Source organism: Streptomyces sp. NPDC056160 (assembly GCF_042268205.1).
GTDB lineage: Bacteria > Actinomycetota > Actinomycetes > Streptomycetales > Streptomycetaceae > Streptomyces.
On the sequence record NZ_JBHJUW010000139.1, the window covers coordinates 1 to 23,086 of the forward strand.

22 protein-coding genes are annotated in these 23,086 nt (G+C 72.2%); 12 read left to right on the top strand and 10 right to left on the bottom strand.

Annotated elements, in window-relative coordinates:
* Positions 1-63: 63 nt before the first annotated feature.
* Together fabI and fabG are read right to left on the bottom strand one after the other, a co-directional pair.
* Positions 64-831, bottom strand: a complete 768-nt coding sequence (gene fabI / locus ACFC02_RS34390; RefSeq protein ID WP_376365800.1) for an enoyl-ACP reductase FabI — start codon at positions 829-831, stop codon at positions 64-66.
* Positions 832-836: 5 nt separating this feature from the next.
* The gene (gene fabG, locus ACFC02_RS34395) at positions 837-1,541 is read right to left on the bottom strand and encodes a 3-oxoacyl-[acyl-carrier-protein] reductase (protein ID WP_360962319.1); all 705 of its coding nucleotides are present in this window, start codon (positions 1,539-1,541) and stop codon (positions 837-839) included.
* Positions 1,542-1,796: 255 nt separating this feature from the next.
* Between fabG and ACFC02_RS34400 the strand changes: the two genes are divergently transcribed.
* From ACFC02_RS34400 to tyrS, 3 genes are all read left to right on the top strand, one after another.
* A complete protein-coding gene (locus ACFC02_RS34400; RefSeq protein ID WP_376365802.1) occupies positions 1,797-3,320 on the top strand; it encodes a TldD/PmbA family protein in 1,524 nt (507 codons plus the stop codon).
* The gene (locus tag ACFC02_RS34405; protein WP_376365804.1) at positions 3,317-4,711 is read left to right on the top strand and encodes a metallopeptidase TldD-related protein; all 1,395 of its coding nucleotides are present in this window, start codon (positions 3,317-3,319) and stop codon (positions 4,709-4,711) included. The genes ACFC02_RS34400 and ACFC02_RS34405 overlap by 4 nt, the downstream gene beginning before the upstream one ends.
* A 65-nt stretch (positions 4,712-4,776) precedes the next feature.
* Positions 4,777-6,045 (top strand): tyrosine--tRNA ligase, encoded by a 1,269-nt coding sequence (gene tyrS / locus ACFC02_RS34410; RefSeq protein WP_360962360.1) that lies wholly within the window; start codon positions 4,777-4,779, stop codon positions 6,043-6,045.
* Positions 6,046-6,187: 142 nt separating this feature from the next.
* Here the strand turns inward: tyrS and ACFC02_RS34415 are convergent, their stop codons facing one another.
* Positions 6,188-6,475: a GlsB/YeaQ/YmgE family stress response membrane protein gene (locus ACFC02_RS34415; RefSeq protein ID WP_376365807.1), complete on the bottom strand. Its 288-nt coding sequence runs from the start codon at positions 6,473-6,475 to the stop codon at positions 6,188-6,190.
* 288 nt (positions 6,476-6,763) lie between these two features.
* Here ACFC02_RS34415 and ACFC02_RS34420 point away from each other — a divergent pair, with 288 nt between their 5' ends.
* Both ACFC02_RS34420 and ACFC02_RS34425 read left to right on the top strand, forming a co-directional pair.
* Positions 6,764-7,258 (top strand): DUF3099 domain-containing protein, encoded by a 495-nt coding sequence (locus ACFC02_RS34420; RefSeq protein WP_376365809.1) that lies wholly within the window; start codon positions 6,764-6,766, stop codon positions 7,256-7,258.
* 224 nt (positions 7,259-7,482) lie between these two features.
* Entirely contained in the window at positions 7,483-7,704 is a 222-nt protein-coding gene (locus tag ACFC02_RS34425; RefSeq protein ID WP_360962369.1) for a hypothetical protein, read from the top strand.
* 33 nt (positions 7,705-7,737) lie between these two features.
* On the opposite strand, the gene moaA is transcribed toward ACFC02_RS34425, so the two are convergent.
* The 3 genes from moaA to ACFC02_RS34440 form a co-directional block, all read right to left on the bottom strand.
* Positions 7,738-8,727 carry a GTP 3',8-cyclase MoaA gene (moaA, locus tag ACFC02_RS34430; protein WP_376365812.1) on the bottom strand — a complete coding sequence of 330 codons (990 nt, stop codon included), beginning with the start codon at positions 8,725-8,727 and terminating at the stop codon, positions 7,738-7,740.
* Between the two features lie 219 nt (positions 8,728-8,946).
* Entirely contained in the window at positions 8,947-10,596 is a 1,650-nt protein-coding gene (locus ACFC02_RS34435; protein WP_376365814.1) for a cation acetate symporter, read from the bottom strand.
* Positions 10,593-10,949 carry a DUF485 domain-containing protein gene (locus ACFC02_RS34440; protein ID WP_376365815.1) on the bottom strand — a complete coding sequence of 119 codons (357 nt, stop codon included), beginning with the start codon at positions 10,947-10,949 and terminating at the stop codon, positions 10,593-10,595. Before ACFC02_RS34440 ends, ACFC02_RS34435 begins: the two co-directional genes overlap by 4 nt.
* Before the next feature lie 731 nt (positions 10,950-11,680).
* Here ACFC02_RS34440 and ACFC02_RS34445 point away from each other — a divergent pair.
* A complete protein-coding gene (locus tag ACFC02_RS34445) occupies positions 11,681-13,213 on the top strand; it encodes a S8 family serine peptidase (protein WP_376365817.1) in 1,533 nt (510 codons plus the stop codon).
* Positions 13,214-13,260: 47 nt separating this feature from the next.
* Positions 13,261-14,649 (top strand): CoA transferase, encoded by a 1,389-nt coding sequence (locus tag ACFC02_RS34450; RefSeq protein ID WP_376365819.1) that lies wholly within the window; start codon positions 13,261-13,263, stop codon positions 14,647-14,649.
* Positions 14,650-14,720: 71 nt separating this feature from the next.
* Here the strand turns inward: ACFC02_RS34450 and ACFC02_RS34455 are convergent, their stop codons facing one another.
* Positions 14,721-15,431 carry a VIT family protein gene (locus ACFC02_RS34455; protein ID WP_376365821.1) on the bottom strand — a complete coding sequence of 237 codons (711 nt, stop codon included), beginning with the start codon at positions 15,429-15,431 and terminating at the stop codon, positions 14,721-14,723.
* A 309-nt stretch (positions 15,432-15,740) separates the two neighbouring features.
* On the opposite strand from ACFC02_RS34455, the gene ACFC02_RS34460 reads away from it, so the two are divergent.
* The 4 genes from ACFC02_RS34460 (at position 15,741) to ACFC02_RS34475 (ending at position 18,901) form a co-directional block, all read left to right on the top strand.
* The gene (locus ACFC02_RS34460; RefSeq protein ID WP_360962389.1) at positions 15,741-16,727 is read left to right on the top strand and encodes a DEDDh family exonuclease; all 987 of its coding nucleotides are present in this window, start codon (positions 15,741-15,743) and stop codon (positions 16,725-16,727) included.
* A gap of 257 nt (positions 16,728-16,984) precedes the next feature.
* Positions 16,985-17,218 carry a hypothetical protein gene (locus ACFC02_RS34465; protein WP_360962392.1) on the top strand — a complete coding sequence of 78 codons (234 nt, stop codon included), beginning with the start codon at positions 16,985-16,987 and terminating at the stop codon, positions 17,216-17,218.
* A 49-nt stretch (positions 17,219-17,267) separates the two neighbouring features.
* On the top strand, positions 17,268-18,095 hold the full coding sequence (locus ACFC02_RS34470) for an SURF1 family protein (protein WP_376365824.1): 828 nt from the start codon (positions 17,268-17,270) through the stop codon (positions 18,093-18,095).
* A 50-nt stretch (positions 18,096-18,145) separates the two neighbouring features.
* Positions 18,146-18,901, top strand: a complete 756-nt coding sequence (locus ACFC02_RS34475) for an SDR family oxidoreductase (RefSeq protein WP_376365826.1) — start codon at positions 18,146-18,148, stop codon at positions 18,899-18,901.
* Positions 18,902-19,039: 138 nt separating this feature from the next.
* Here the strand turns inward: ACFC02_RS34475 and ACFC02_RS34480 are convergent, their stop codons facing one another.
* From ACFC02_RS34480 to abc-f, 3 genes are all read right to left on the bottom strand, one after another.
* Entirely contained in the window at positions 19,040-19,891 is an 852-nt protein-coding gene (locus ACFC02_RS34480; protein WP_376365828.1) for an enoyl-CoA hydratase/isomerase family protein, read from the bottom strand.
* Between the two features lie 175 nt (positions 19,892-20,066).
* Complete coding sequence (locus ACFC02_RS34485; RefSeq protein WP_018567695.1) at positions 20,067-20,288, bottom strand: helix-turn-helix domain-containing protein; 222 nt, start codon at positions 20,286-20,288, stop codon at positions 20,067-20,069.
* A gap of 377 nt (positions 20,289-20,665) precedes the next feature.
* Complete coding sequence (gene abc-f / locus ACFC02_RS34490; RefSeq protein WP_360962404.1) at positions 20,666-22,264, bottom strand: ribosomal protection-like ABC-F family protein; 1,599 nt, start codon at positions 22,262-22,264, stop codon at positions 20,666-20,668.
* Between the two features lie 234 nt (positions 22,265-22,498).
* On the opposite strand from abc-f, the gene ACFC02_RS34495 reads away from it, so the two are divergent.
* On the top strand, positions 22,499-22,912 hold the full coding sequence (locus tag ACFC02_RS34495; RefSeq protein WP_376365832.1) for a VOC family protein: 414 nt from the start codon (positions 22,499-22,501) through the stop codon (positions 22,910-22,912).
* Positions 22,913-23,086: the final 174 nt, after the last annotated feature.

The window sequence follows — 23,086 nt, forward strand, 5'->3', positions numbered from 1 at the left end:
GGCCCGCATCCCGGAGGATGCGGGCCCCGCCGCGTCGTCCGCCGCTCACCGGAGCGGCAGCGCTCACGCGCCGATGGCGTGCAGACCGCCGTCCACGTGGACGATCTCGCCGGTGGTCTTCGGGAACCAGTCGCTCAGCAGCGCGACGATGCCGCGGCCGGCCGGCTCGGGGTCCTTGAGGTCCCACTCCAGCGGGGAGCGGGTGTCCCACACGGCGGCCAGGTCGCTGAAGCCCGGGATGGACTTGGCGGCCATGGAGCCGAGCGGTCCCGCGGAGACGAGGTTGCAGCGGATGTTCTGCTTGCCGAGGTCACGCGCCATGTAGCGGCTGGTGGCCTCCAGCGCGGCCTTGGCCGGGCCCATCCAGTCGTACTGCGGCCAGGCGTACTGCGCGTCGAAGGTGAGGCCGACGACCGAACCGCCGTTCTGCATGAGCGGCAGGCAGGCCATGGTCAGCGACTTCAGGGAGAACGCCGAGACGTGCATGGCGGTGGCCACGGACTCGAACGGCGTGTTGAGGAAGTTGCCGCCGAGCGCGTCCTGCGGCGCGAAGCCGATGGAGTGCACGACGCCGTCGAGGCCGCCCAGCTCCTCGCCCACGACGTCCGCGAGCCGGGCGAGGTGCTCCTCGTTGGTGACGTCCAGCTCGATGACCCTGGCGGGCTTCGGCAGCTTCTTCGCGATGCGCTCGGTCAGCGTGGGCCGCGGGAACGCGGTCAGGATGATCTCGGCGCCCTGCTCCTGGGCGAGCTTCGCGGCGTGGAAGGCGATGGACGCCTCCGTCAGCACACCGGTGATCAGGACGCGCTTGCCCTCGAGGATTCCGCTCATGGTGATCAGTGACCCATTCCCAGTCCGCCGTCAACGGGAATGACGGCTCCAGTGATGTACGAGGCGTCGTCGGAGGCGAGGAACCGCACCGCGGCGGCGATCTCCTGCGGCTGCGCGTACCGGCCGAGCGGCACCTGCGCCACGATGTTCTCGCGCTGCTCGTCATTGAGCGCCCGGGTCATGTCCGTGTCGACGAAACCGGGGGCGACGACGTTGAAGGTGATGTTGCGCGAGCCCAGCTCACGCGCGAGGGAGCGCGCGAAGCCGACCAGGCCCGCCTTGGAGGCGGCGTAGTTGGCCTGCCCCGCGGAGCCCAGCAGCCCGACGACCGACGAGATCAGGACGACGCGGCCCTTCTTGGCGCGCAGCATCCCGCGGTTGGCCCGCTTGACGACACGGAAGGTGCCCGTGAGGTTGGTGTCGATCACCGATGCGAAGTCCTCCTCGGACATGCGCATCAGGAGCTGGTCCTTGGTGACGCCCGCGTTGGCGACCAGGACCTCGACCGTGCCGTGCTGGGCCTCGATCTCCTTGTAGGCCTGCTCCACCTGCTCGGGGTCGGTGATGTCGCACCGGACGGCGAGGAAGCCCTCCGGCGGCTCCCCCGACCGGTATGTGATCGCGACCTTGTCGCCGGCGTCGGCGAACGCGCGGGCGATGGCGAGGCCGATGCCCCGGTTGCCTCCGGTGACGAGAACCGAGCGGCTCAACGGATCACCCTTTCGTAGCGGTCTCAATCGTTCCGAATGCACGCCCGGAGCCTCGACCACAGGCGGGGACAGGCGGCTTCACCGAAAACCTATCGGTCCGGCCGCCACGGCGGGCAATCGGGCACCGACAGTGGCAGGGGGGCGGCTCTGTCGAGTCCCTACAGAAAACAGCGGACTCGGCCCGTAAACGTGTGGTCCGCGCCGCCACCCGCACGACATGATCGGTCCGACAGGTGACGAGAGCAGGGAGACCCCGTGCCACACACGATCGACGAGGCCTTCACGGCCCTTCCGCTGCGCGCCCTGGCCGACGCCGCCCTCGCCCGCGCGCGGGCGCTCGGCGCGGAGCACGCGGACTTCCGCTTCGAGCGGGTGCGCAGCGCGTCCTGGCGGCTGAGGGACGCGCGGGCGGCCGGGTCCTCGGACACCACCGACCTCGGGTACGCGGTGCGGGTCGTGCACGGCGGTGCGTGGGGGTTCGCCTCGGGGGTGGACCTGACCATGGACGCCGCCGCCCAGGTCGCCTCCCGGGCGGTCGCGATGGCGAAGCTGTCCGCGCAGGTGATCGCCGCGGCCGGTTCGAAGGAGCGGGTGGAGCTGGCCGGCGAGCCCGTGCACGGGGAGCGGACCTGGGTGTCGGCGTACGACATCGACCCCTTCTCCGTACCGGACGAGGAGAAGTCCGCACTGCTGGCGGACTTCAGCACGCGGCTGCTGGCGGCCGACGGCGTGGACCACGTGGACGCGTCGCTGCTCACCGTGCACGAGAACAAGTTCTACGCCGACACCGCGGGCACCGTGACCACGCAGCAGCGGGTGCGGCTGCATCCGCAGCTGACGGCCGTGTCGGTGGACGCCGCCAGCGGGGAGTTCGACTCGATGCGGACACTGGCGCCGCCCGCCGGACGCGGCTGGGAGTACCTGACCGGGACCGGCTGGGACTGGAACGGCGAGCTGGAGCGGATCCCGGAGCTGCTCGCGGAGAAGATGCGCGCGCCGAGCGTCGAGGCGGGCGTCTACGACCTGGTCGTCGATCCCTCCAACCTGTGGCTGACGATCCACGAGTCGATCGGGCACGCCACTGAGCTGGACCGGGCGCTCGGCTACGAGGCCGCCTACGCCGGCACCTCCTTCGCCACCTTCGACCAGCTGGGCACGCTGAGGTACGGCTCGGAGCTGATGAACGTCACCGGTGACCGCACCGCCGAGCACGGCCTGGCGACCGTCGGCTACGACGACGAGGGCGTTCAGGCGCAGTCCTGGGACCTGGTGAAGGACGGGACGCTGGTGGGCTACCAGCTGGACCGCAGGATCGCGCGGCTGACCGGTTTCGAGCGGTCCAACGGCTGCGCCTACGCCGACTCCCCCGGGCACGTGCCGGTGCAGCGCATGGCGAACGTGTCGCTGCTGCCGGACCCGGCCGGGATGTCCACCGAGGATCTGATCGGGGGCGTCGAGCGGGGCATCTACGTGGTCGGGGACCGGTCCTGGTCGATCGACATGCAGCGCTACAACTTCCAGTTCACCGGGCAGCGGTTCTTCCGGATCGAGAACGGACGGCTGGCCGGGCAGTTGCGGGACGTCGCCTACCAGGCGACCACGACCGACTTCTGGGGTTCCATGGCGGCGGTCGGCGGCCCGCAGACGTACGTCCTCGGCGGTGCCTTCAACTGCGGCAAGGCCCAGCCGGGCCAGGTCGCGTCCGTCTCGCACGGCTGCCCGTCGGCCCTCTTCAAGGGCGTCAACATCTTGAACACCACCCAGGAGGCCGGTCGATGAGTCCGCGTACGAGCAAGCCGCACGAGGTCGTCGAGCGCGCCCTGGCCCTGTCCCGGGCCGACGGGTGTGTCGTCATCGCGGACGAGACCTCGTCCGCCAACCTGCGCTGGGCGGGCAACGCGCTCACCACGAACGGTGTCACGCGCGGGCGCACGCTCACCGTCATCGCGACCGTGGCCGGCAAGGAGGGCACCGCCTCGGGCGTCGTGTCCAGGTCGGCGGTGACCGAGGACGAGCTGGAGCCGCTGGTACGGGCCGCCGAGGCCGCGGCCCGCGGCGCCGGGCCCGCCGAGGACGCGCAGCCGCTGGTCACGGACGTGCCCGCGGCGCCGGGCTTCACCGACGCGCCCGCCGAGACCTCCTCGGCCGTGTTCGCGGACTTCGCGCCCGCCCTCGGTGAGTCGTTCGCCCGCGCGCGCGACGGCGGCCGCGAACTGTACGGCTTCGCCAACCACGAGCTGGTCTCCACCTACCTGGGTACGTCGACGGGCCTGCGTCTGCGGCACGACCAGCCCAGCGGCACCCTGGAGCTGAACGCCAAGTCCAAGGACCGCGCACGTTCGGCGTGGGCGGGGCACTCGACGCGCGACTTCAAGGACGTCGACCCGGCGGCGCTCGACGCGGAGCTGGCCGTGCGGCTCGGCTGGGCCGAGCGGCGCGTGGAGCTGCCCGCCGGGCGCTACGAGACGCTGCTGCCGCCGACCGCGGTCGCGGACCTGCTCATCTACCAGATCTGGTCCTCCTCGGGCCGGGACGCGGCCGAGGGGCGGACCGTGTTCTCCCGGCCGGGCGGCGGCACACGGGTAGGCGACCGGCTCAGCGAGCTGCCGCTGACCCTGCGCAGCGACCCGGACGAGCCGGGCCTGCAGTGCGCGCCGTTCGTCGTCGCGCACTCCTCCGGCGCCGACCAGTCGGTGTTCGACAACGGGCTGCCGCTACGGGCGACCGAGTGGATCGGCGGCGGACGGCTGGAGCACCTGCTGACCACCCGGCACAGCGCGGGCCTGACCGGGCTGCCCGTCGCCCCGTCCGCCGGGAACCTGATCCTGGACGGCGGCGGCGACCGCTCCCTCGCGGAGATGGTCGCCGGGACGGAGCGCGGACTGCTGCTGACCTGCCTGTGGTACATCCGCGAGGTGGATCCCGCGACGCTGCTGCTGACGGGCCTGACCCGGGACGGGGTGTACCTGGTCGAGGACGGCGAGGTGACGGGCGAGGTCAACAACTTCCGGTTCAACGAGTCGCCGGTGGACCTGCTGGGCCGGGCGACGGAGGCCGGGCGCACCGAGCGGACCCTGCCGCGGGAGTGGAGCGACTGGTTCACGCGGGCCGCGATGCCGGCGCTGCGCGTCCCGGATTTCAACATGAGCTCTGTCAGTCAGGGCGTATAACCTCGTAGTCGGCTGTCACCCGACTGCCCGAGGACCCTGTGCACCACCTAGGAGACACGAGAACCGTGACGGACATCGTCGACGAGCTGAAGTGGCGTGGGCTGTTCGCCCTGTCCACCGACGAGGACGCTTTGCGCAAGGCGCTCGCGGACGGTCCCGTCACGTTCTATTGCGGCTTCGACCCGACCGCGCCGTCCTTGCACGTGGGGCACCTGGTGCAGGTGCTCACCGTGCGCCGGCTCCAGCAGGCCGGTCACCGGCCGCTGGCGCTGGTCGGCGGTGCCACGGGCCTGATCGGCGACCCCCGTCCCACGGCCGAGCGCACGCTGAACGCGCCGGAGACGGTGGCCGGCTGGGTGGGGAAGCTGCGCCGCCAGATCGAGCCGTTCCTGTCCTTCGAGGGCGAGAACGCCGCGGTCATGGTGAACAACCTGGACTGGACCGAGGGCCTGTCCGCGATCGAGTTCCTGCGGGACATCGGCAAGCACTTCCGCGTCAACAAGATGCTGACGAAGGACTCCGTGGCCCGCCGCCTGGAGTCCGACCAGGGCATCAGCTACACCGAGTTCAGCTACCAGATCCTTCAGGGCATGGACTTCCTCCAGCTCTACCGGCGCCACGGCTGCACGCTCCAGCAGGGCGGCAGCGACCAGTGGGGCAACCTCACCGCCGGGCTGGACCTGATCCACCGGCTGGAGCCCGACGCGAGCGTGCACGCGCTGGCGACGCCGCTGATGACGAAGGCGGACGGCACCAAGTTCGGCAAGACCGAGGGCGGCGCCGTCTGGCTCGACCCGGAGATGACGACGCCCTACGCGTTCTACCAGTTCTGGCTGAACGTGGACGACCGGGACATCTCGAAGTACCTGCGCATCCTGTCCTTCAGGTCCCGCGAGGAGCTGGAGGAGCTGGAGGAGCAGACGGTGCAGCGTCCGCAGGCGCGGGCGGCGCAGCGCGCGCTGGCGGAGGAGCTGACGACGCTGGTGCACGGCGCCGATCAGACGGCCGCCGTGATCGCCGCGTCCAAGGCGCTGTTCGGCCAGGGTGAGCTGGACGATCTGGACGAGCGCACCCTGACCGCCGCGCTGTCGGAGGTGCCGCACGTCCGGGTCGCCGAGCTGGGCCAGGTCGTCGACCTGTTCGCCGAGGTCGGCCTGGTGCCCAGCAAGTCGGCCGCGCGGCGCACGGTCAAGGAGGGCGGTGCCTACGTGAACAACGTGAAGGTCGTCGCCGAGGACGCCGTGCCCGCCCGGGAGGACCTGCTGCACGGCCGATGGCTGGTGCTGCGGCGGGGGAAGAAGAACCTGGCGGCCGTCGAGGTCACCGCCGGCTGACCCGTCCGCGCCCGAACCCGCGGGAGGACGGTCCGCGGGAAAGCGGTCCGCGGGAGGGCTGCCCGCGGGAAACGGAAGGAAGGGGCGGTCCCGGGATGCTTGTCCCGGGGCCGCCCCTTCCGCGCTTCCCGTGCCGTGCCGCTCATGCCCGCTCGCGCCGCCGGTGCCGGTTGCCCCACACCGCCATGTAGAGCATGTCGCCGATGAAGACGATGATGATCGCGGCGACGATCTGGAAGATGTGCCGGCTCCAGTCGATGCCGCGCGTGGACTCCACCCCGGCCGCCCTGGCGACGGCGTTGCCCGCGATGGCGCCGAGCATGCCGAAGATGGTGGTCAGCCAGAGAGGGCTGTGCTGCTTGCCGGGAATGACCGCTTTGGCGATCAGGCCGAGAATGAACCCCACGATGATCGCCCACAACCAGCCCATGGCTGCCTCCTCCGGCTCGACGTGAGCATTACCGCCAGTGTCGGCCGGTGGACCGTACGACGCATGTCGGAGGCGGCTGTGCGCGGCGTGCGCAGAGCGTGTGCGCGGGTGTGCGCAGGACGCCCGCGCGGGAGTACGTGCGCCGTCCGCGCAGGCAGCGGGTGCCCCGGGCGCGTCGGCGGGGCATGCGCGGCGTACCGTGGAAGGGAGTGCGGGCCGGTGTCCGCGACGGCCGGGAGCCGGAGGCGGACCGGGGAAGTGTCCGATGCGGGCGAATGGTGGAATGTGATGCGGAAGCAGCATGGCGGTGGCGGCGTCGAGGTGTTCCGGATCACGGGGGCGCGCACGGGCCTCCAGGAGGACGTGCGCGGCCGTCAGCGCCGGTATGTCATCTCCATGTCGATCCGCACCCTGGCGGTCCTCCTCGCGGTGGCGCTGTGGAACGTGGAACGGTACGTGGCGATCGCGGCCCTGGTCCTCGGTGCGGCGCTGCCCTACATCGCCGTGGTGATCGCCAACGCGGGCCGGGAGAACGCGCCGGGCCTGCCGTCGACGTTCGTGACCATGCCCACCAAGCCGATGATCACATCGCCGCGGACGGCGGACGCCGGCTCCGGCGAGGCGTTCGAGAACGGACCGGGCGAAGAGGCCGGGAGCGGGTCCGGTGAGGCCTCCCCTGAGGGGTCCGCGAGCGGCTTCGCGGAATCCGTTGCGGAGGACGCGGCGGGCGATCCGGCGGCGGACACGGCGGGTGCCGCGCGGGAGCATCGCAACGGGGTGTGACCGGCCGGGTGCTCCGGACCGCTGGATGCGGCGCGTTGTGGCGGCTCCGGCGAACCTCAGGAAATGCTCAGATCAATCATGTTGTTCCGGTCCCGGGTGGCGGGTGACCCGTGACATACTTCGTACGCGCTCCGCATCCCCCGTCGGAGCGACAGACCGACGCCGGGCAGCTCCCCCCGTGGCTGCTCGGCGTCGCCTTGTGTGCTGTGGTTGTGAGACGAACTGTGAGTGACGAGACCGCCCCGATCTGCTCGGCCAAGGGCTGCCGTGCCGCCGCCGTGTGGGTGCTGGCCTGGAACAACCCGAAGATCCACACGCCCGAGCGGCGCAAGACGTGGCTGGCGTGCGACGAGCACCGCGAGCACCTGTCGCAGTTCCTCGGGGTGCGCGGCTTCCTCAAGGACGTGGTCCCGCTGGCCGAGTGGCAGGCGTCGCGGGAGGCCTGAGCACGCGCCGGGCCACTCGGTGGTCCGGCGCGGTCAGCCGCCGATCGCGGACATCGGGCGGTCGGGCTGGACGAACGACGGGTCGTCCAGGCCCGCGCCCGCCTTCTTGCCCCACATCGCCACCCGCCACAGACGGGCGATCTCCTCGTCGGGGGCGCCCGAGCGCAGGGCCGTCCGCAGGTCGGTCTCCTCGGTGGCGAACAGGCAGGTGCGGACCTGGCCGTCGGCGGTGAGGCGGGTGCGGTCGCAGGCCGCGCAGAACGGGCGGGTGACGGAGGCGATGACGCCCACGCGGTGCGGCCCGCCGTCGACGAGCCAGCGCTCGGCCGGTGCCGAGCCGCGCTCGTCGGCGCCCTCGGGGGTCAGCTCGAAGCGCGTGCCCAGGGAGGCGAGGATGTCCCCCGCGGTGACCATGCCCTCGCGCTTCCAGCCGTGCTGGGCGTCGAGCGGCATCTGCTCGATGAAGCGCAGCTCGTAGTCGTGCTCCACGGCCCAGGCCAGCAGGTCGGGGGCCTCGTCGGCGTTCAGCCCCGGCATCAGGACGGAGTTGACCTTCACCGGGGTCAGTCCGGCCTCGCGTGCGGCCGTGAGGCCGTCCAGTACGTCCTTGTGCCGGTCCCGGCGGGTGAGGGCCTTGAAGACGTCCGGGCGCAGTGTGTCCAGGGAGACGTTGACCCGGTCGAGGCCCGCGGCCTTCAGGGCCGGCGCCGTGCGCCTGAGGCCGATGCCGTTGGTGGTGAGGGACATCTGCGGTCGCGGACCGAGGGCGGCGACGCGCTCGACGATGCCCACGAGGCCGGGCCGCAGCAGCGGTTCACCGCCGGTGAAGCGGACTTCCTCGATGCCCAGGGAGGTGACCGCGATGTCGATCAGCCGGACGATCTCGTCGTCGGTGAGCAGGTCGGGTTTGGCGAGCCACTGCAGGCCCTCCTCGGGCATGCAGTACGTGCAGCGCAGATTGCACCGGTCGGTCAGCGAGACCCTCAGGTCGGTGGCCACCCGGCCGTAGGTGTCGATGAGCACGTGGGCCCCCTCCCTCTTCGCCTGTCGGTGGAACACGCGTATGCCCTGTCGTGTTCCTTCTCGTCCTTCTCTTCTTCCTTCTCCTGCGAGCCTACGTGACGGGGGTGACAGCGACACCGGTCCCGATCCCACGACGTGGGAGGCAGCCGTGTCGTAGGTCCCTACGAGCCCCCACGGCATGGCCGCCTCCGGCGTGCGGGACGGGTGTGCGTGCGGGGCTCAGTGCGCTCCGGTGCCGGTCAGGGACCGCACCTCCAGTTCCGCGTACTTGGCGGCGTCCGGCGTCTCCCTGGACAGCAGGGTGCCGACGACGCCGAGCAGGAAGCCGACGGGGATGGAGATGAGGCCCGGGTTCTCCAGCGGGAACCAGTGGAAGTCGGCGTCCGGGAACATCGACGTGGGCTTGCCCGACACGACCGGCGAGAACAGCACCAGGCCGACGGCAGTGACCAGGCCGCCGTAGATCGACCACAGGGCGCCGGCGGTGGTGAACCGCTTCCAGAAGAGGCTGTAGAGGATCGTGGGCAGGTTGGCGGAGGCGGCCACGGCGAAGGCGAGGGCGACCAGGCCGGCGACGTTCAGGTCGCGGGCGAGGGCACCCAGGACGATGGAGACCGCGCCGATACCGACGGTCGCCCAGCGGGCCGCCCCGATCTCCTGCTTCTCGGTGGCTCGCCCCTTCTTGATGACGTTGGCGTAGATGTCGTGGGCGAAGGAGGAGGACGAGGCCAGGGTGAGGCCCGCGACGACGGCGAGGATGGTGGCGAAGGCGACCGCGGAGATGGAGGCCAGCAGGACGGCTCCCCAGTTGGAGTCCACTCCGCCGAGGTGCAGGGCGAGCAGCGGGGCGGCCGTGTTGCCGGCCTTGTTGGAGGCGATGATCTCGTCCGGCTCGATGAGCGCGGCGGCGCCGAAGCCGAGCGCGAGCGTCATCAGGTAGAAGACGCCGATCAGGCCGATCGCCCAGATCACCGACTTGCGGGCGGCCTTCGCGGTCGGGACCGTGTAGAAGCGGATCAGGATGTGCGGCAGTCCCGCGGTGCCGAGCACCAGGGCGATGCCGAGCGAGAGGAAGTCCAGCTTGGTGGTACCGGTCGCGCCGTACTTGAGGCCGGGCTCCAGGAAGGCGGCGCCCTTGCCGCTGTTGTCGGCGGCGCGGCCGAGCAGGTCGGAGAGGTTGAAGTCGAACTTCAGCAGCACCAGGAACGTCAGCAGGATCGCGCCCACCATCAGCAGTACAGCCTTGACCATCTGCACCCAGGTGGTGCCCTTCATGCCGCCGATGGTGACGTAGACGATCATCAGGACGCCGACCAGCGCGACGATGCCGATCTTGCCGCCGTCGCTGGTGATCCCGAGCAGCAGCGAGACCAGGACGCCCGCGCCCGCCATCTGGGCCAGCAGGTAGAAGATCGAAACGACGATCGTGGAGGCACCGGCGGCGGTGCGCACCGGGCGCTGGCGCATGCGGTACGCCAGGACGTCGCCCATGGTGTAGCGGCCGGAGTTGCGCAGCGGTTCGGCGACCAGGAGCAGCGCGACCAGCCAGGCGACCAGGAAGCCGATGGAGTACAGGAAACCGTCGTAGCCGAAGAGGGCGATGGCGCCGGCGATGCCGAGGAAGGACGCGGCGGACATGTAGTCGCCGGAGACGGCGAGACCGTTCTGGAATCCGGTGAACTGCCGTCCGCCCGCGTAGAAGTCGGCGGCGTCCTTGGTCTGGCGGCCCGCCCAGACGGTGATGACGAGGGTCGCGGCGACGAAGACCGAGAAGAGCGTGATGATCAGCGTCCGGTGCTCGCTCGCGGCGCCGCCCGCGGCGAGCAGGGTGTGCGCGGTGTGCGCGGCGGGGTGGGTCGCGGGTGTCATGCGCTGTCCTCCATCCGGGACTTGATGGCCTCTGCCTTGGGGTCGAGCTTCGCGGCGGCGTGCCGCGCGTACCACCAGGCGATGAGGAACGTGGTGAGGAACTGGGCGAGTCCCAGGGCGAGGGCGACGTTGACGTTGCCGAAGAGCTTGGTGCCCATGAAGCCGCCCGCGTAGTTGGACAGCAGGACGTAGAGCAGGTACCAGGCGATGAAGGCGATGGTCAGCGGGAAGGCGAACGAGCGGTAGGAGCGGCGCAGTTCGTCGAACTCGGCGCTCTGGGCCACCGTGGAGAACTCCTGTGCGGAGGGGAGGGGGGCCCGGGCCTTCGGGGGTGGCGGTGTCTCGGTGGCCACGTCTGTCTCCTCGTGTGCGGATCTCGGCGGACGGATCTCGGTGGACGCGTCTCGCGCGCCGATCTCGGCGGACGGTCTCGATGAACGGATGCGGATGCGGATGCGCCAGGGGGCTCGATGGTGCTCGGGCCCCCTGCCCAAGGTCCACGGCGCCACGCGAGGACCGGTTCAAGTCCTATGAGTTCTTTCGGCAAGTGGCCTGGACAAGTCATTGCCGACTCATTGCTGGCCGGTGAGACGGCGGGATAGCTTCGCCCTGCACCACCCGTCATGTACCTGCCCGAGCCGTACCCGTGGCTCGGGCGATGCCGCACCCGGATGATGTGGAGTCCCCATGGTTCGTCTGTGTTGCGGACGCCGGCCCGCCCCGGCCGCGCCGGTCACGCCGTCGCCGGCCGGCGCGTGCCGCGTCCTTCCGGCCAGGGCCCCGACTGCGTCCGGCGCCCGGCCCGCGGGCCGGATCGCGGACACGGCCGCCCGCGCGCACGCCGTCAACCCACGGGCCGGCCGTCACACCCCCGCGCACGCGCGCGGGACGTGTCCCGGACGACGCCCCTGACGGCGGCGGGGCCGCGTACGCCGCCCGCCTCACGCCCGCGCCTTCGTCCGCGTGCGCGTACCCGCGACAGTGCGCGCGGCTCGTGCCGCACCGTCCGTGCGAGCACCACTCGCGAACCGCTGTACCCACGCCACCGCGAACACCACCGCGAACACACTGGAGTCACAGACACATGACAGCGTCCCAGCCGCGCGCCCGCCGCGTCCTCGCCCTCCCGCTCGGTATGGCCATGGCCACCGCCGTCGCGTTCCTGCCCGGCGCCACCGCGTCGGCGACCCCGGCCGCGCCCGCCGCCCACACCGCCCGGACGGACGCGGCCTCGCTCAGCTACGTCGTCAACGTCCGTCCCGGGCACGGGATCTCGGCGCAGGTGAAGAAGGCGATCGGCGAGGCCGGCGGCACCATCGTGACCTCGTACGACCGCATAGGCGTCATCGTCGTCCACTCCGCCGACCCCGGCTTCGCCGGAACCATCCGCAAGGTCCGCGGGGTGGACTCGGCGGGCGCCACGCGCACCGCGCCGCTGCCGGCCCAGTCGACCACCGACGTCGGCACCCCGCGGCCGCTCACCGCCGCCCAGGTGGCCGGCGCGCGCGCCGGGGCCGCGGCCGGGCAGGACCCGCTGGAGCCCCTGCAGTGGGACCTGCCCGCCATCAAGGCGGACAAGGCGCACCTGAAGACGCTCGGCAGCCCGAAGGTCACGGTCGGCGTCATCGACACCGGCGTGGACGACACGCACCCCGACATCGCCCCGAACTTCGACCGCCGCGCCTCCGTCAACTGCGTCTCCGGCAAGCCGGACACCACGGACGGCGCCTGGCGGCCCAGCGCCTCGGAGAGCCCGCACGGCACGCACGTGGCCGGGGAGATCGCGGGCGCCAAGAACGGCGTCGGCATCACCGGTGTCGCGCCGGGCGTGAAGGTGGCCGGCATCAAGGTCGGCAACCCGGACGGCTTCTTCTACACGGAGGCCGTGGTGTGCGGGTTCGTGTGGGCGGCCGACCACGGCGTCGACGTGACCAACAACAGCTATTACACCGACCCCTGGAACTTCAACTGCGTCGACGACCCGGACCAGAAGGCGCTCGTCGACGCCGTCCGGCGGGCCTCGCAGTACGCGGAGCGCAAGGGCACCGTCAACATCGCGGCGGCCGGCAACGAGAACAACGACCTGGCGTCCCACTCGCTCACGGACCCGGCCTCCCCGAACGACTCCACTCCGGGCGACCGGGTGATCGACCCGCACAAGTGCTACGACATCCCCACCCAGTTGCCGGGTGTGGTCACCGTCGCGGCGACCGGCGCCAAGGGGATCAAGTCGTCGTTCTCCAACTACGGCCTCGGCGTCATCGACATCGCCGCGCCGGGCGGCGACTCGACGGCGTACCAGAAGCCGGACGCCCCGGCGCAGAGCGGACTGATCCTCGGCCCGCTGCCGGGCGGCAAGTGGGGCTACATGGCCGGTACGTCGATGGCGAGCCCGCACGTCGCCGGGGTCGCCGCCCTCATCAAGTCGACGCACCCGCACGCCCCGGCCGCCCTGGTGAAGGCGCTGCTGTACGCGGAGGCCAACGCCACCCCGTGCACGGACCCCTACGACATCGACGGCGACGGCAAGGTCGACGCGGTGTGCCAGGGCACGAAGAACCGCAACGGCTTCTACGGCTGGGGCACGGCGGACGCGCTGGCGGCCGTGACCAGGTAGCCCGCCCGGCCTGCCGGGGCACGGGGCCGGTGCTGCATAGTGCGGTCATGACTGACATCTCGTTCGCATGGTCCGCGCTGGGCGGCGACCTGGGCCTGGTGGACCACGTCACCACCGTGGCACGGGAAGGCGCGCTCACCGCGCGCCTTCCCGTGCGTGATCTGGCACGCGCGTGCGTGGGCGCGTGTTCGCTGGCCGCCGCCGAACTGGCGGCGCGCCGGGCCGCCCTCGCCGAGGTGCCCGCCGTGCGCGTCGACGACGGGGCCGTGGCCACCGCGTTCGGCAGTGAGCGGCAGTTGCTCGTCGACGGGCGGGCGCCGGTCTCCTTCGCCCCGCTGTCACGGTTCTGGCGGACGGCCGACGGCTGGGTCCGCACGCACGCCAACTACCCGCACCACCGCGCACGGCTGCTCACCGCCCTCGGTCTGCCGGCCGGGGAAGGCGACCCCGTGGCGTCCGTGGAGTCCGCACTCGCCGCGCGGTCCGCCCAGGACGTCGAGGAGGCGGTGTACGCAGCCGGCGGCCTTGCCGTGGCGCTGCGCACCCCGAAGGAGTGGGCGGCGCATCCGCAGGGGGCCGCGGTGGCCGCCCGGCCGCTGGTCGAACGCGGCCGGCTCGACACGGCACGCGCGCGCGTGCTCCCGCCCCTCGACGGCACTCCCGTGCTGCCCGCCGCCGGGCTGCGCGTACTGGACCTGACCCGGGTCCTGGCCGGTCCGGTCGCCACCCGCACGCTGGCGCTGCTCGGCGCCGACGTCCTGCGGCTGGACCCGCCGCACCTGCCCGAGATCGCCGACCAGCACGCGGACACGGACTTCGGCAAACGGTCGGCGACGCTGGACCTCGCCACCGACCGGGCGGTCTTCGAGAGCCTGCTCGCCGAGGCGGACGTGGTCGTCACCGGGTACCGGCCCGGCGCCCTGGACCGGTTCGGGCTCTCCCCCGAGGCACTGGCCGAGCGGCGGCCCGGCCTGGTCGTGGCCCAGGTGTCGGCGTGGGGCCGGTACGGGCCGTGGGGCGGGCGGCGGGGCTTCGACAGCCTCGTCCAGGTCGCCACCGGCGTCGCGGCGACCGAGGGGACGGACGGGCGGCCGGGCGCGCTGCCCGCGCAGGCCCTGGACCACGGCACGGGCTATCTGCTGGCGGCGGCCGTGCTGCGGGCGCTGACCGAGCAGTCGTACGAGGGCGGCAGCAGGCTCGTGCGGACGGCCCTGGCCCGCACCGCGGCGTGGCTGACCGGCTCCGCCGGTCCGGGCACCGGGGGGCGAAGCCAGCCGGGCGCGCCGTACGAGGGTCCCGAGCCCTGGCTCGGCGAGACGGACAGCCGGATCGGGCGGCTGCGCCACGCCCTCCCGCCCGTCGGCTTCGCCGGCGGCCCGACCGACTGGGCACGGCCGCCGGGGCCCTGGGGGACGGACGAGGCGCGCTGGTCCTGAACGGGTGCGTGGGCGGCCCACGTCACGCGCCGGCGGGGGCGGGGCCGATGGCGGACGGGTCAGGGCCGGTGTCACGCACCGACCTTGCCCAGCAGCGCACCCGCCACGTAGGTCACCGCCATGGCCAGTGCTCCGCCGGCCATGTTGCGCAGCACCGCCCTGCCGGGCCGCGCCGCCCCGAGCCGGGCGCTGCTGAAGCCCGTGAGGACGAGGGCGGCCAGCACGGACAGCACGGTGACCGGCAGCCGCCAGGGGGCGGGCGGCAGCACGATCGCCAGCAGCGGGAGCAACGCGCCCACCGTGAACGCGAGGAAGCTCGCCCAGGCCGCGTGCCAGGGGTTGGCCAGCTCGTCGGGGTCGATGCCCAGCTCCACGCGCGCGTGCGCCCTGAGCGCGTCCCGCGCGGTGAGCTGTTCGGCCGCCTCCCGGGCCACTTCGTGCGAGAGCCCCCGCTCCTGGAGCAGTTCGGTCAGCTCGCGCAGCTCGGCCTCCGGCTGCTCGCGCAACTCGCGCTTCTCCAGCGCCAGCGCGGCCCGCTCCGAGTCCCGCTGGGTGGACACCGACACGTACTCCCCCGCGGCCATCGACATCGATCCGGCCAGCAGACCGGCGAGCCCCGCGGTGAGCAGCGCCGAGCGGGAGTCCGTCGCGCCGGCCACGCCGACGACGAGGCCGGCGGTGGAGACGATTCCGTCGTTCGCCCCGAGGACGGCGGCCCGCAGCCAGTTGAGACGGGAGCCGAGGGCCCCGCCATGTGCCTCGTCGTGCGTGGGTTCGGTCACAGCAGGGAGGATCGCACGGCCGCGGCCCCGGGAACGGTCACACCCCCCGCCCGTGCGGGTGAAGCGGCCGCTCGGAGCCGGGGGTTGCCCACGGCCGCTCCGGTGTGCCGGACCCGTACGCGCTCGGCACCACGCGCCTCGGCGCGAACTCCGGCCCGCGCACGCCGCCTTGCACCCACGCGCGCGGGGCGGCGCCCCTGACGGCGGACGCGGGCGCCCTGGCCGGCGGACGGCGCGGAGAACCGCGCAGGGTTGCGGAGGGCACCTGCGGGACCGGGCTGTCAGTCGTGGCCCGTATCCTCAGGGACCATGCTGGAAGACCGCACCCTCGCAGGGCCCTCCCCCACACCGTGGCCGACCGCGTATCCGCAGGGATACGCGGTCGTTGACGTGGAGACCACCGGCCTGGCCCGGGACGACCGCATCATCTCCGCGGCGGTCTACCGGCTGGACGCGCGCGGCGAGGTCGAGGACCACTGGTACACGCTGGTCAACCCGGAGCGCGATCCGGGGCCGGTCTGGATCCACGGGCTGACGAGCGAGGTGCTCGAAGGAGCGCCGCTCTTCGCCGACATCGCCGAGGAGTTCGCCGCCCGGCTGGCGGGCCGGGTGCTCGTGGCGCACAACGCGGTCTTCGACTGGCAGATGATCGCCCGCGAGTACGCGCGCGCGAAGAGCGAGGCGCCGGTGCGGCAGCGGCTGTGCACCATCGCGCTCTCCAAGGAGCTGGGGCTGCCGTTGCCCAACCACAAGCTGGAGTCGCTGGCGGCGCACTTCGGCGTGGTGCAGCAGCGCGCGCACCACGCGCTGGACGACGCGCGGGTCCTGGCGGAGGCGTTCCGGCCGAGCCTGCTGGCCGCGGCTGCGGGCGGCGTCAGGCTGCCGCTGCTGGAGTGCCTGCCGCTGACGGAGTGGTCGGACCGGCCGGTGCCCCGGCAGCAGTCGGGCGGCTACGGCGGCTACCGGGCGGCGAGTTGGCGCCCGTCCCGCAAAAGGCCCGCATGCCCTTATCCCAACCCCGGACGGTACGAAGCGGGCAAACGTCTCAAACAAGGCATGCGGGTCGCCTTCTCGGGTGACACCTCCGTCGAGCGGGAGCTGCTGGAGGACCGGGCGACCGAGGCCGGGCTGCATGTCGCCACCAGCCTGTCCCGGCTGACCAGCCTGCTCGTCACCAACGACCCGGACTCGGGGACGTCGAAGGCGGCCAAGGCGCGCCAGTTCGGCACGCCCGTGGTGGACGAGGCGGCGTTCGGGCAGCTCCTGAGGGACGTGGAGCCCGCGGACGGCGACTGACGGCGACGTCCGGCACCGGTGCCGGGGGAAAGCGCGCCGCGGCCCTGGCGTCGCACAGCGGCCGTAGAGACGTGCCGCGTCCTGGCGTCGTACAGCGCCCGTGGCGGGGTGTGCCGCGTCTGCGGGGGCGCGCCGCGAACGAAGGGGCGTACCGCGCTTCAGGGTGTACCGCGCGTGAGGGGGCGTACGGGTGATTGGCGGACGACTCGCCCGCTGCCCGCTCGCCCGCGCGGCGGTCACGGCTCACCCTGTGGCGCATGGCGAGATGTGAAGTATGCGGCAATGACTACGGTATGACCTTCGAAGTGCACGCCCAGGGCGCGGTGCACGTCTTCGACTGCTTCGCCTGCGCAATCCACCGCATGGCACCGATCTGCGAGCACTGTCGTGTGCAGGTCATCGGCCAGGGCGTGGAGGTCGACGGCCACTGGTACTGCGGCGGTCACTGCGCCCGCGCGGAGGGGAGGGTCGGAATCGTCGACAGTGTCTGAGGGCCCCCCTGCCGGAATCGCCCGGTGGCCCGGAAGGTACCGTCGTGGGGTGTACCGCTTCCTGTTGACCCGCCAGTGGGTGATCCTGACGATCATCGCGATCGCACTGATCCCGACGATGATCTGGCTGGGCTTCTGGCAGTTGCACCGTCACGATCACCGGCAGGCGCTGAACAAGGTGATCGCCGCTTCGCAGGCGGCGAAGCCGGTGCCCGTCGAGACGCTGACCTCGGTCGGCGGCTCGGTCGCGCACGACGACATCTACCGCACGGTGACGGCGAAAGGGCACTTCGACGCGGCGCACGAGCTGGTCGTGCGCCGGCGCACGAGTGCCGACGACAAGGTCGGCTACCACGTCCTGACCCCGTTCGTCCTGGACGACGGCAAGGTGCTCCTCGTCAACCGCGGCTGGATCCCCTCACCCGACTCGCAGACCGCCTTCCCACAGATCCCGGCCCCCGCCCAGGGCGAGCTCACGATCACCGGCCGGCTGATGCAGAACCAGACGACGGCGGCCAGCGGCATCAAGAACGTGAAGGGCCTGCCGGACCGCCAGATCATGCTGATCGACAGCGAGCAGGTGGGCACACTGCTGCGTGACTCGGGCGACGCCTCCGCCAAGGCGGTGCTCGGCGGCTACGCCGACCTGCTCACCCCGGCGCCCAAGAGCGGCAGCCCCGAGCTGATCCCCGCACCCCAGGGGGACACCAGCTGGATCGGCAACGCGGACGTCAACCTGCCGTACGCCGTCCAGTGGTGGCTGTTCGCGGCGTGCATCCCGGTGGGCTGGCTGATCCTGGCCCGGCGCGAGCTGCGGGACCGGACGGGCACGGCGAAGGAAGCCGTGCGGGAGGAGTCGGAACCCGCCGCGGTGTAGCCGGGGTCCCGGCCCTCGCCCTGTTCGCAGCGAGCGGGCAGGATAGGGCCATGGATCTTGGACTGAAGGACCGGGTGTACGTCGTCACCGGGGCCACCCGCGGGCTGGGCCACGCCGCCGCGCGTGAGCTGGTCGCGGACGGGGCGAAGGTGGTCGTCACCGGACGCGACGAGAAGCGGACCGCCGACGCGGCGGCCGAGCTGGGCCCGAACGCCGTCGGCGTGGCCGTGGCCAACGCGGACCCCGAGGCCGCCGCCCGGCTGATCGCCGCCGCGCGCGAGCACTTCGGCGGCTTCGACGGCGTCCTCGTCAGCGTCGGCGGTCCGCCGCCGGGCTTCGTCGCGGACAACACCGACGAGCAGTGGCAGGCGGCGTTCGAGTCGGTGTTCCTGGGCGCGGTGCGGCTGGCCCGGGCAGCGGCGGCGGAGCTGGAGGAGGGCGGTGTCATCGCCTTCGTGCTCTCCGGTTCGGTGCACGAGCCGATCCCCGGGCTGACCATCTCCAACGGTCTGCGGCCCGGTCTCGCCGGGTTCGCCAAGTCCCTCGCGGACGAGCTGGGCCCGCGCGGCATCCGGGTCGTCGGCCTGCTGCCCGCCCGGATCGACACGGACCGCGTGCGCGAGCTGGACGGTCTGTCGGCGGACCCGGCGGCGACGCGGGTCGCGAACGAGTCCCGCATCCCGCTGCGCAGGTACGGCACCCCGGAGGAGTTCGGGCGTACGGCGGCCTTCCTCCTCTCCCCGGCCGCGTCCTACCTGACGGGCGTCATGCTGCCCGTGGACGGTGGTTTCCGGCACGGCTTCTGACCCGGCAGGCGCCCGCCCGGCCGCCTGCCCGCCGTCGCCCTCGTGACCACGGCAGGCACGGCAGGCGCAGCGGCCACGGCGGGCTGTCGGCCGGGCGGCGGAGGAGACGCCGACGGGGTGCCGCGGGTGCCGGGCGGGCTATTCGCCGAGGCCGGCCAGGTCCCGCAGGCGCCGGGCCTGGGCCTGCCGTTCGGCGGCGCGCTGCTCCTCGTACGAGCGCCCCTGGGCACCCTGGAGCAGGGCTTTGGTCTCGATGACCGCGCTGCGGGGCGCGGCGAGGACCGCCGAGGCGAGGTCGGCCGCGGCGGCGTCCAGCTCGTCCCGGGGGACGGCGAGGTTGGCCAGCCCGGTGGCGACCGCCTCCCCGGCGGTGACGAAGCGGCCCGTGGCGCAGATCTCCAGCGCGCGGGCGTAGCCGACCAGGCCCACCAGCGGGTGCGTGCCGGTGAGATCGGGTACCAGGCCGAGGCTGGTCTCGCGCATGGCGAACTGCACGTCGTCCGCGACGACGCGCAGGTCACAGGCGAGCGCCAGTTGGAAGCCGGCGCCGATGGCGTGGCCCTGCACGGCGGCCACGGACACGACGTCGCCGCGCCGCCACCAGGTGAACGCCTCCTGGTACCCGGCGATGGCCGCGTCCAGCTCGGCGTCGCCGCCGCGTGCCAGGTCGAGGAAGGACGGCTCGCCGTCGAAGCCTTCGGGCGTGAACGCCTGCCGGTCGAGCCCGGCGGAGAACGACTTCCCCTCGGCGCGCAGCAGCACGACGCGGACGGAGCCGGGCAGCAACCGACCGGCCTCGGTGAGCGCCCGCCACAGAGCGGGGCTCTGCGCGTTGCGCTTGGCCGGGTTGGTCAGCGTCACCGTGGCGACCGCGCCGTCCACGGTGAGCCGTACGCCGTCCTTGTCGAGAACTGTGTCGCGTACTGATGTGTCGAGTACCGGTGTGTCGAGTACCGGTTCGAGGTCGTGCTCGTTTCCGGGCGAAGCCATGGTGCGCCTCCGGTGGGTGCGGTCAGCCTGGACGCCGTACCTTCGCACTGCTGTACCGCTGCACTGCTGTACGAAGGCGTACGGGAATCCGTAAGTGACTGCACAGTAACCACCCGGCCGACCGGTCAGCCGACCGGGTGGCCACCATCGAAGCCCATGGACCGCCCGCGGTCGGTCAGGCCGATGCGGCCTTCTTGCCCCGGGTCGCGCCGCCACGCCCACGGAGCGTGACGCCCGACTCGCTGAGCATCCGGTGCACGAAGCCATACGAGCGGCCGGTTTCCTCGGCCAACGCCCGAATGCTCGCACCGGCGTCGTACTTCTTCTTCAGGTCTGCCGCGAGCTTGTCGCGCGCGGCGCCGGTCACCCGGCTGCCCTTCTTCAGAGTCTCGGCCACCCGTGCCTCCTCATGGGAAGTGCGCTCTGGTCCCCTCATGATCACCCCTCCGGAGCCTCATGGCCACCCATTCGGCAAGGTCCGTGAGACAGGGTTGTGACGACAGGAGCGCGTCCCCACATGCGGAATCTCGAATTCCGCACACTGTCGTCCGTACGGCCGAACGGGTTGTTCCGCGAAGTGCCAGGTCAGGGACGCACGACGGCCGAGCCCTTGGTGCATAAGGGCTCGGCCGGAAAAACCGGGGAGGACACACCCCGGTACGAGGAGATCTCACGCAGATGATGGATCACCGATGGGCCGAATGATCCATACGCCGTCGACCGGGCTCCCGGTCGCGGCCCTGACCTCGGTGCCGGTCAGGGCACCGGCCGGGGTCAGGCGAGGGCGACGAGGTCCGCGTAGCCCGCGCCCCACAGGTCCTCGACGCCGTCGGGCAGCAGGATGATGCGCTCCGGCTGCAGCGCCTCGACCGCGCCCTCGTCGTGCGTGACGAGGACGACGGCGCCCTTGTAGGTGCGCAGCGCGCCGAGGATCTCCTCGCGGCTGGCCGGGTCGAGGTTGTTGGTGGGCTCGTCGAGCAGCAGGACGTTGGCCGACGACACGACCAGGGTGGCCAGTGCCAGCCGGGTCTTCTCGCCGCCGGAGAGGACACCGGCCGGCTTGTCGACGTCGTCGCCCGAGAACAGGAAGGAGCCGAGCACCTTGCGGACCTCGACGAGGTCCATGTCGGGGGCCGCCGAACGCATGTTCTCCAGGACGGTGCGCCCCGGGTCCAGGGTCTCGTGCTCCTGCGCGTAGTAGCCGAGCTTGAGGCCGTGCCCGGGGACGACCTGGCCGGTGTCGGGCTCCTCCACGCCGCCGAGCAGACGCAGCAGGGTGGTCTTGCCCGCGCCGTTGAGGCCGAGGATGACGACCCGGGAGCCCTTGTCGATGGCCAGGTCGACGTCGGTGAAGATCTCCAGCGAGCCGTACGACTTCGACAGGCCCTCGGCCATCAGCGGGGTCTTGCCGCAGGGCGAGGGCTCGGGGAAGCGGAGCCGGGCGACCTTGTCCTCCCGGCGGACCTCCTCCAGGCCGGACAGCAGCTTCTCGGCGCGGCGGGCCATGTTCTGCGCGGCGACGGTCTTGGTGGCCTTGGCGCGCATCTTGTCGGCCTGGGAGTTGAGCGCGGCGGCCTTCTTCTCGGCGTTGGCGCGCTCACGCTTGCGGCGCTTCTCGTCGGCCTCGCGCTGCTGCTGGTACAGCTTCCAGCCCATGTTGTACACGTCGATCTGGGAGCGGTTGGCGTCCAGGTAGAACACCTTGTTGACGACCGTCTCGACCAGGTCGACGTCGTGGGAGATCACGATGAAGCCGCCGCGGTAGCTCTTCAGGTAGTCGCGCAGCCAGATGATCGAGTCCGCGTCGAGGTGGTTGGTCGGCTCGTCGAGCAGCAGTGTGTCCGCGTCGGAGAAGAGGATCCGCGCCAGCTCGATCCGGCGGCGCTGACCGCCGGAGAGGGTGTGCAGGGGCTGGCCCAGCACCCGGTCGGGCAGGTTGAGCGCGGCGGCGATCGTGGCGGCCTCGGCCTCGGCGGCGTAGCCGCCCTTGGTGAGGAACTCCGTCTCCTGGCGCTCGTACTGCTTCATCGCCTTGTCGCGGGTGGAGCCCTTGCCGGTGGCGATGCGCTGCTCGTTCTCCCGCATCTTGCGGATCAGGACGTCCAGGCCGCGGGCGGAGAGGACGCGGTCGCGGGCGAGCACGTCGAGGTCGCCGGTACGGGGGTCCTGCGGGAGGTAGCCGACCTCACCGGAACGGGTGATGGTGCCCGCGGCGGGGATGCCCTCGCCCGCGAGGCACTTGGTGAGCGTCGTCTTGCCCGCGCCGTTGCGGCCGACGAGGCCGATGCGGTCGCCCTTGGCGACGCGGAAGGTGGCGTTCTCGATGAGGATGCGGGCACCGGCGCGCAGCTCGATGCCGGAAGCGGAGATCACGGACAGACTCCAGGGCAGGTCGGGGCGGGTTTGGGCGGCTGAGGACGTTCCCGCCGTCTAATGCGCGAGGAGAATGGCCATGGGAAACAGTCTAACGGGGGTGTGCAAGCAGTTTTCCCGGGTGTTTGCGAGGGGGCGCGGCGCTCGCGCCGGGGCGTTGTCGGTGGCCGGTGCGAGACTGGTCGGCGCACCGGACTTCCCGGGCGAGCACCGAGTGACGAGGGAGTGATCGGCATGGCGGACCCGGCCGGCGGACGCCCGAGCATCTACCCGACGCTGCTGTACACGGACGCGAAAGCCGCCGTCGAGCAGCTCACCGAGGCCTTCGGTTTCACCGAGCTGTCCGTGTACGAGGGCGAGGACGGCCTCGTGCACCACGCCGAGCTGGTGCAGGGCAACGGCGCGGTGATGCTCGGTTCCAAGGGGCACGGCGGCCGCTTCGACGAGGCGATGCGCGGCTGCGGGCCGGTGGGGGTCTACGTCGTGGTGGACGACGTGGACGGCCACCACCAGCGGGCGGTGGACCACGGCGCGGAGATCCTGATGCCCCCGACGGACCAGGAGTACGGCTCCCGGGACTACATGGCCCGGGACGCCGAGGGCAACGTCTGGAGCTTCGGCACGTACGCGCCGCGGACGGAGGGCTGAGCCCCCGGCCGAAGGGCTGCGGGCGCGCGGGTGCCGCCCCGCCGGCTCTCGGGCGTGTTCCGAAAGTAGCGCCGTCCGTCCGGAGGGCGGGCCCCGCGGCGTCTGGTGCGTGCGATCGCAAGGCGGAGGGTCGTCCTCGTACCGGGCGTACGTGGACGATCCCGACAACGCGGC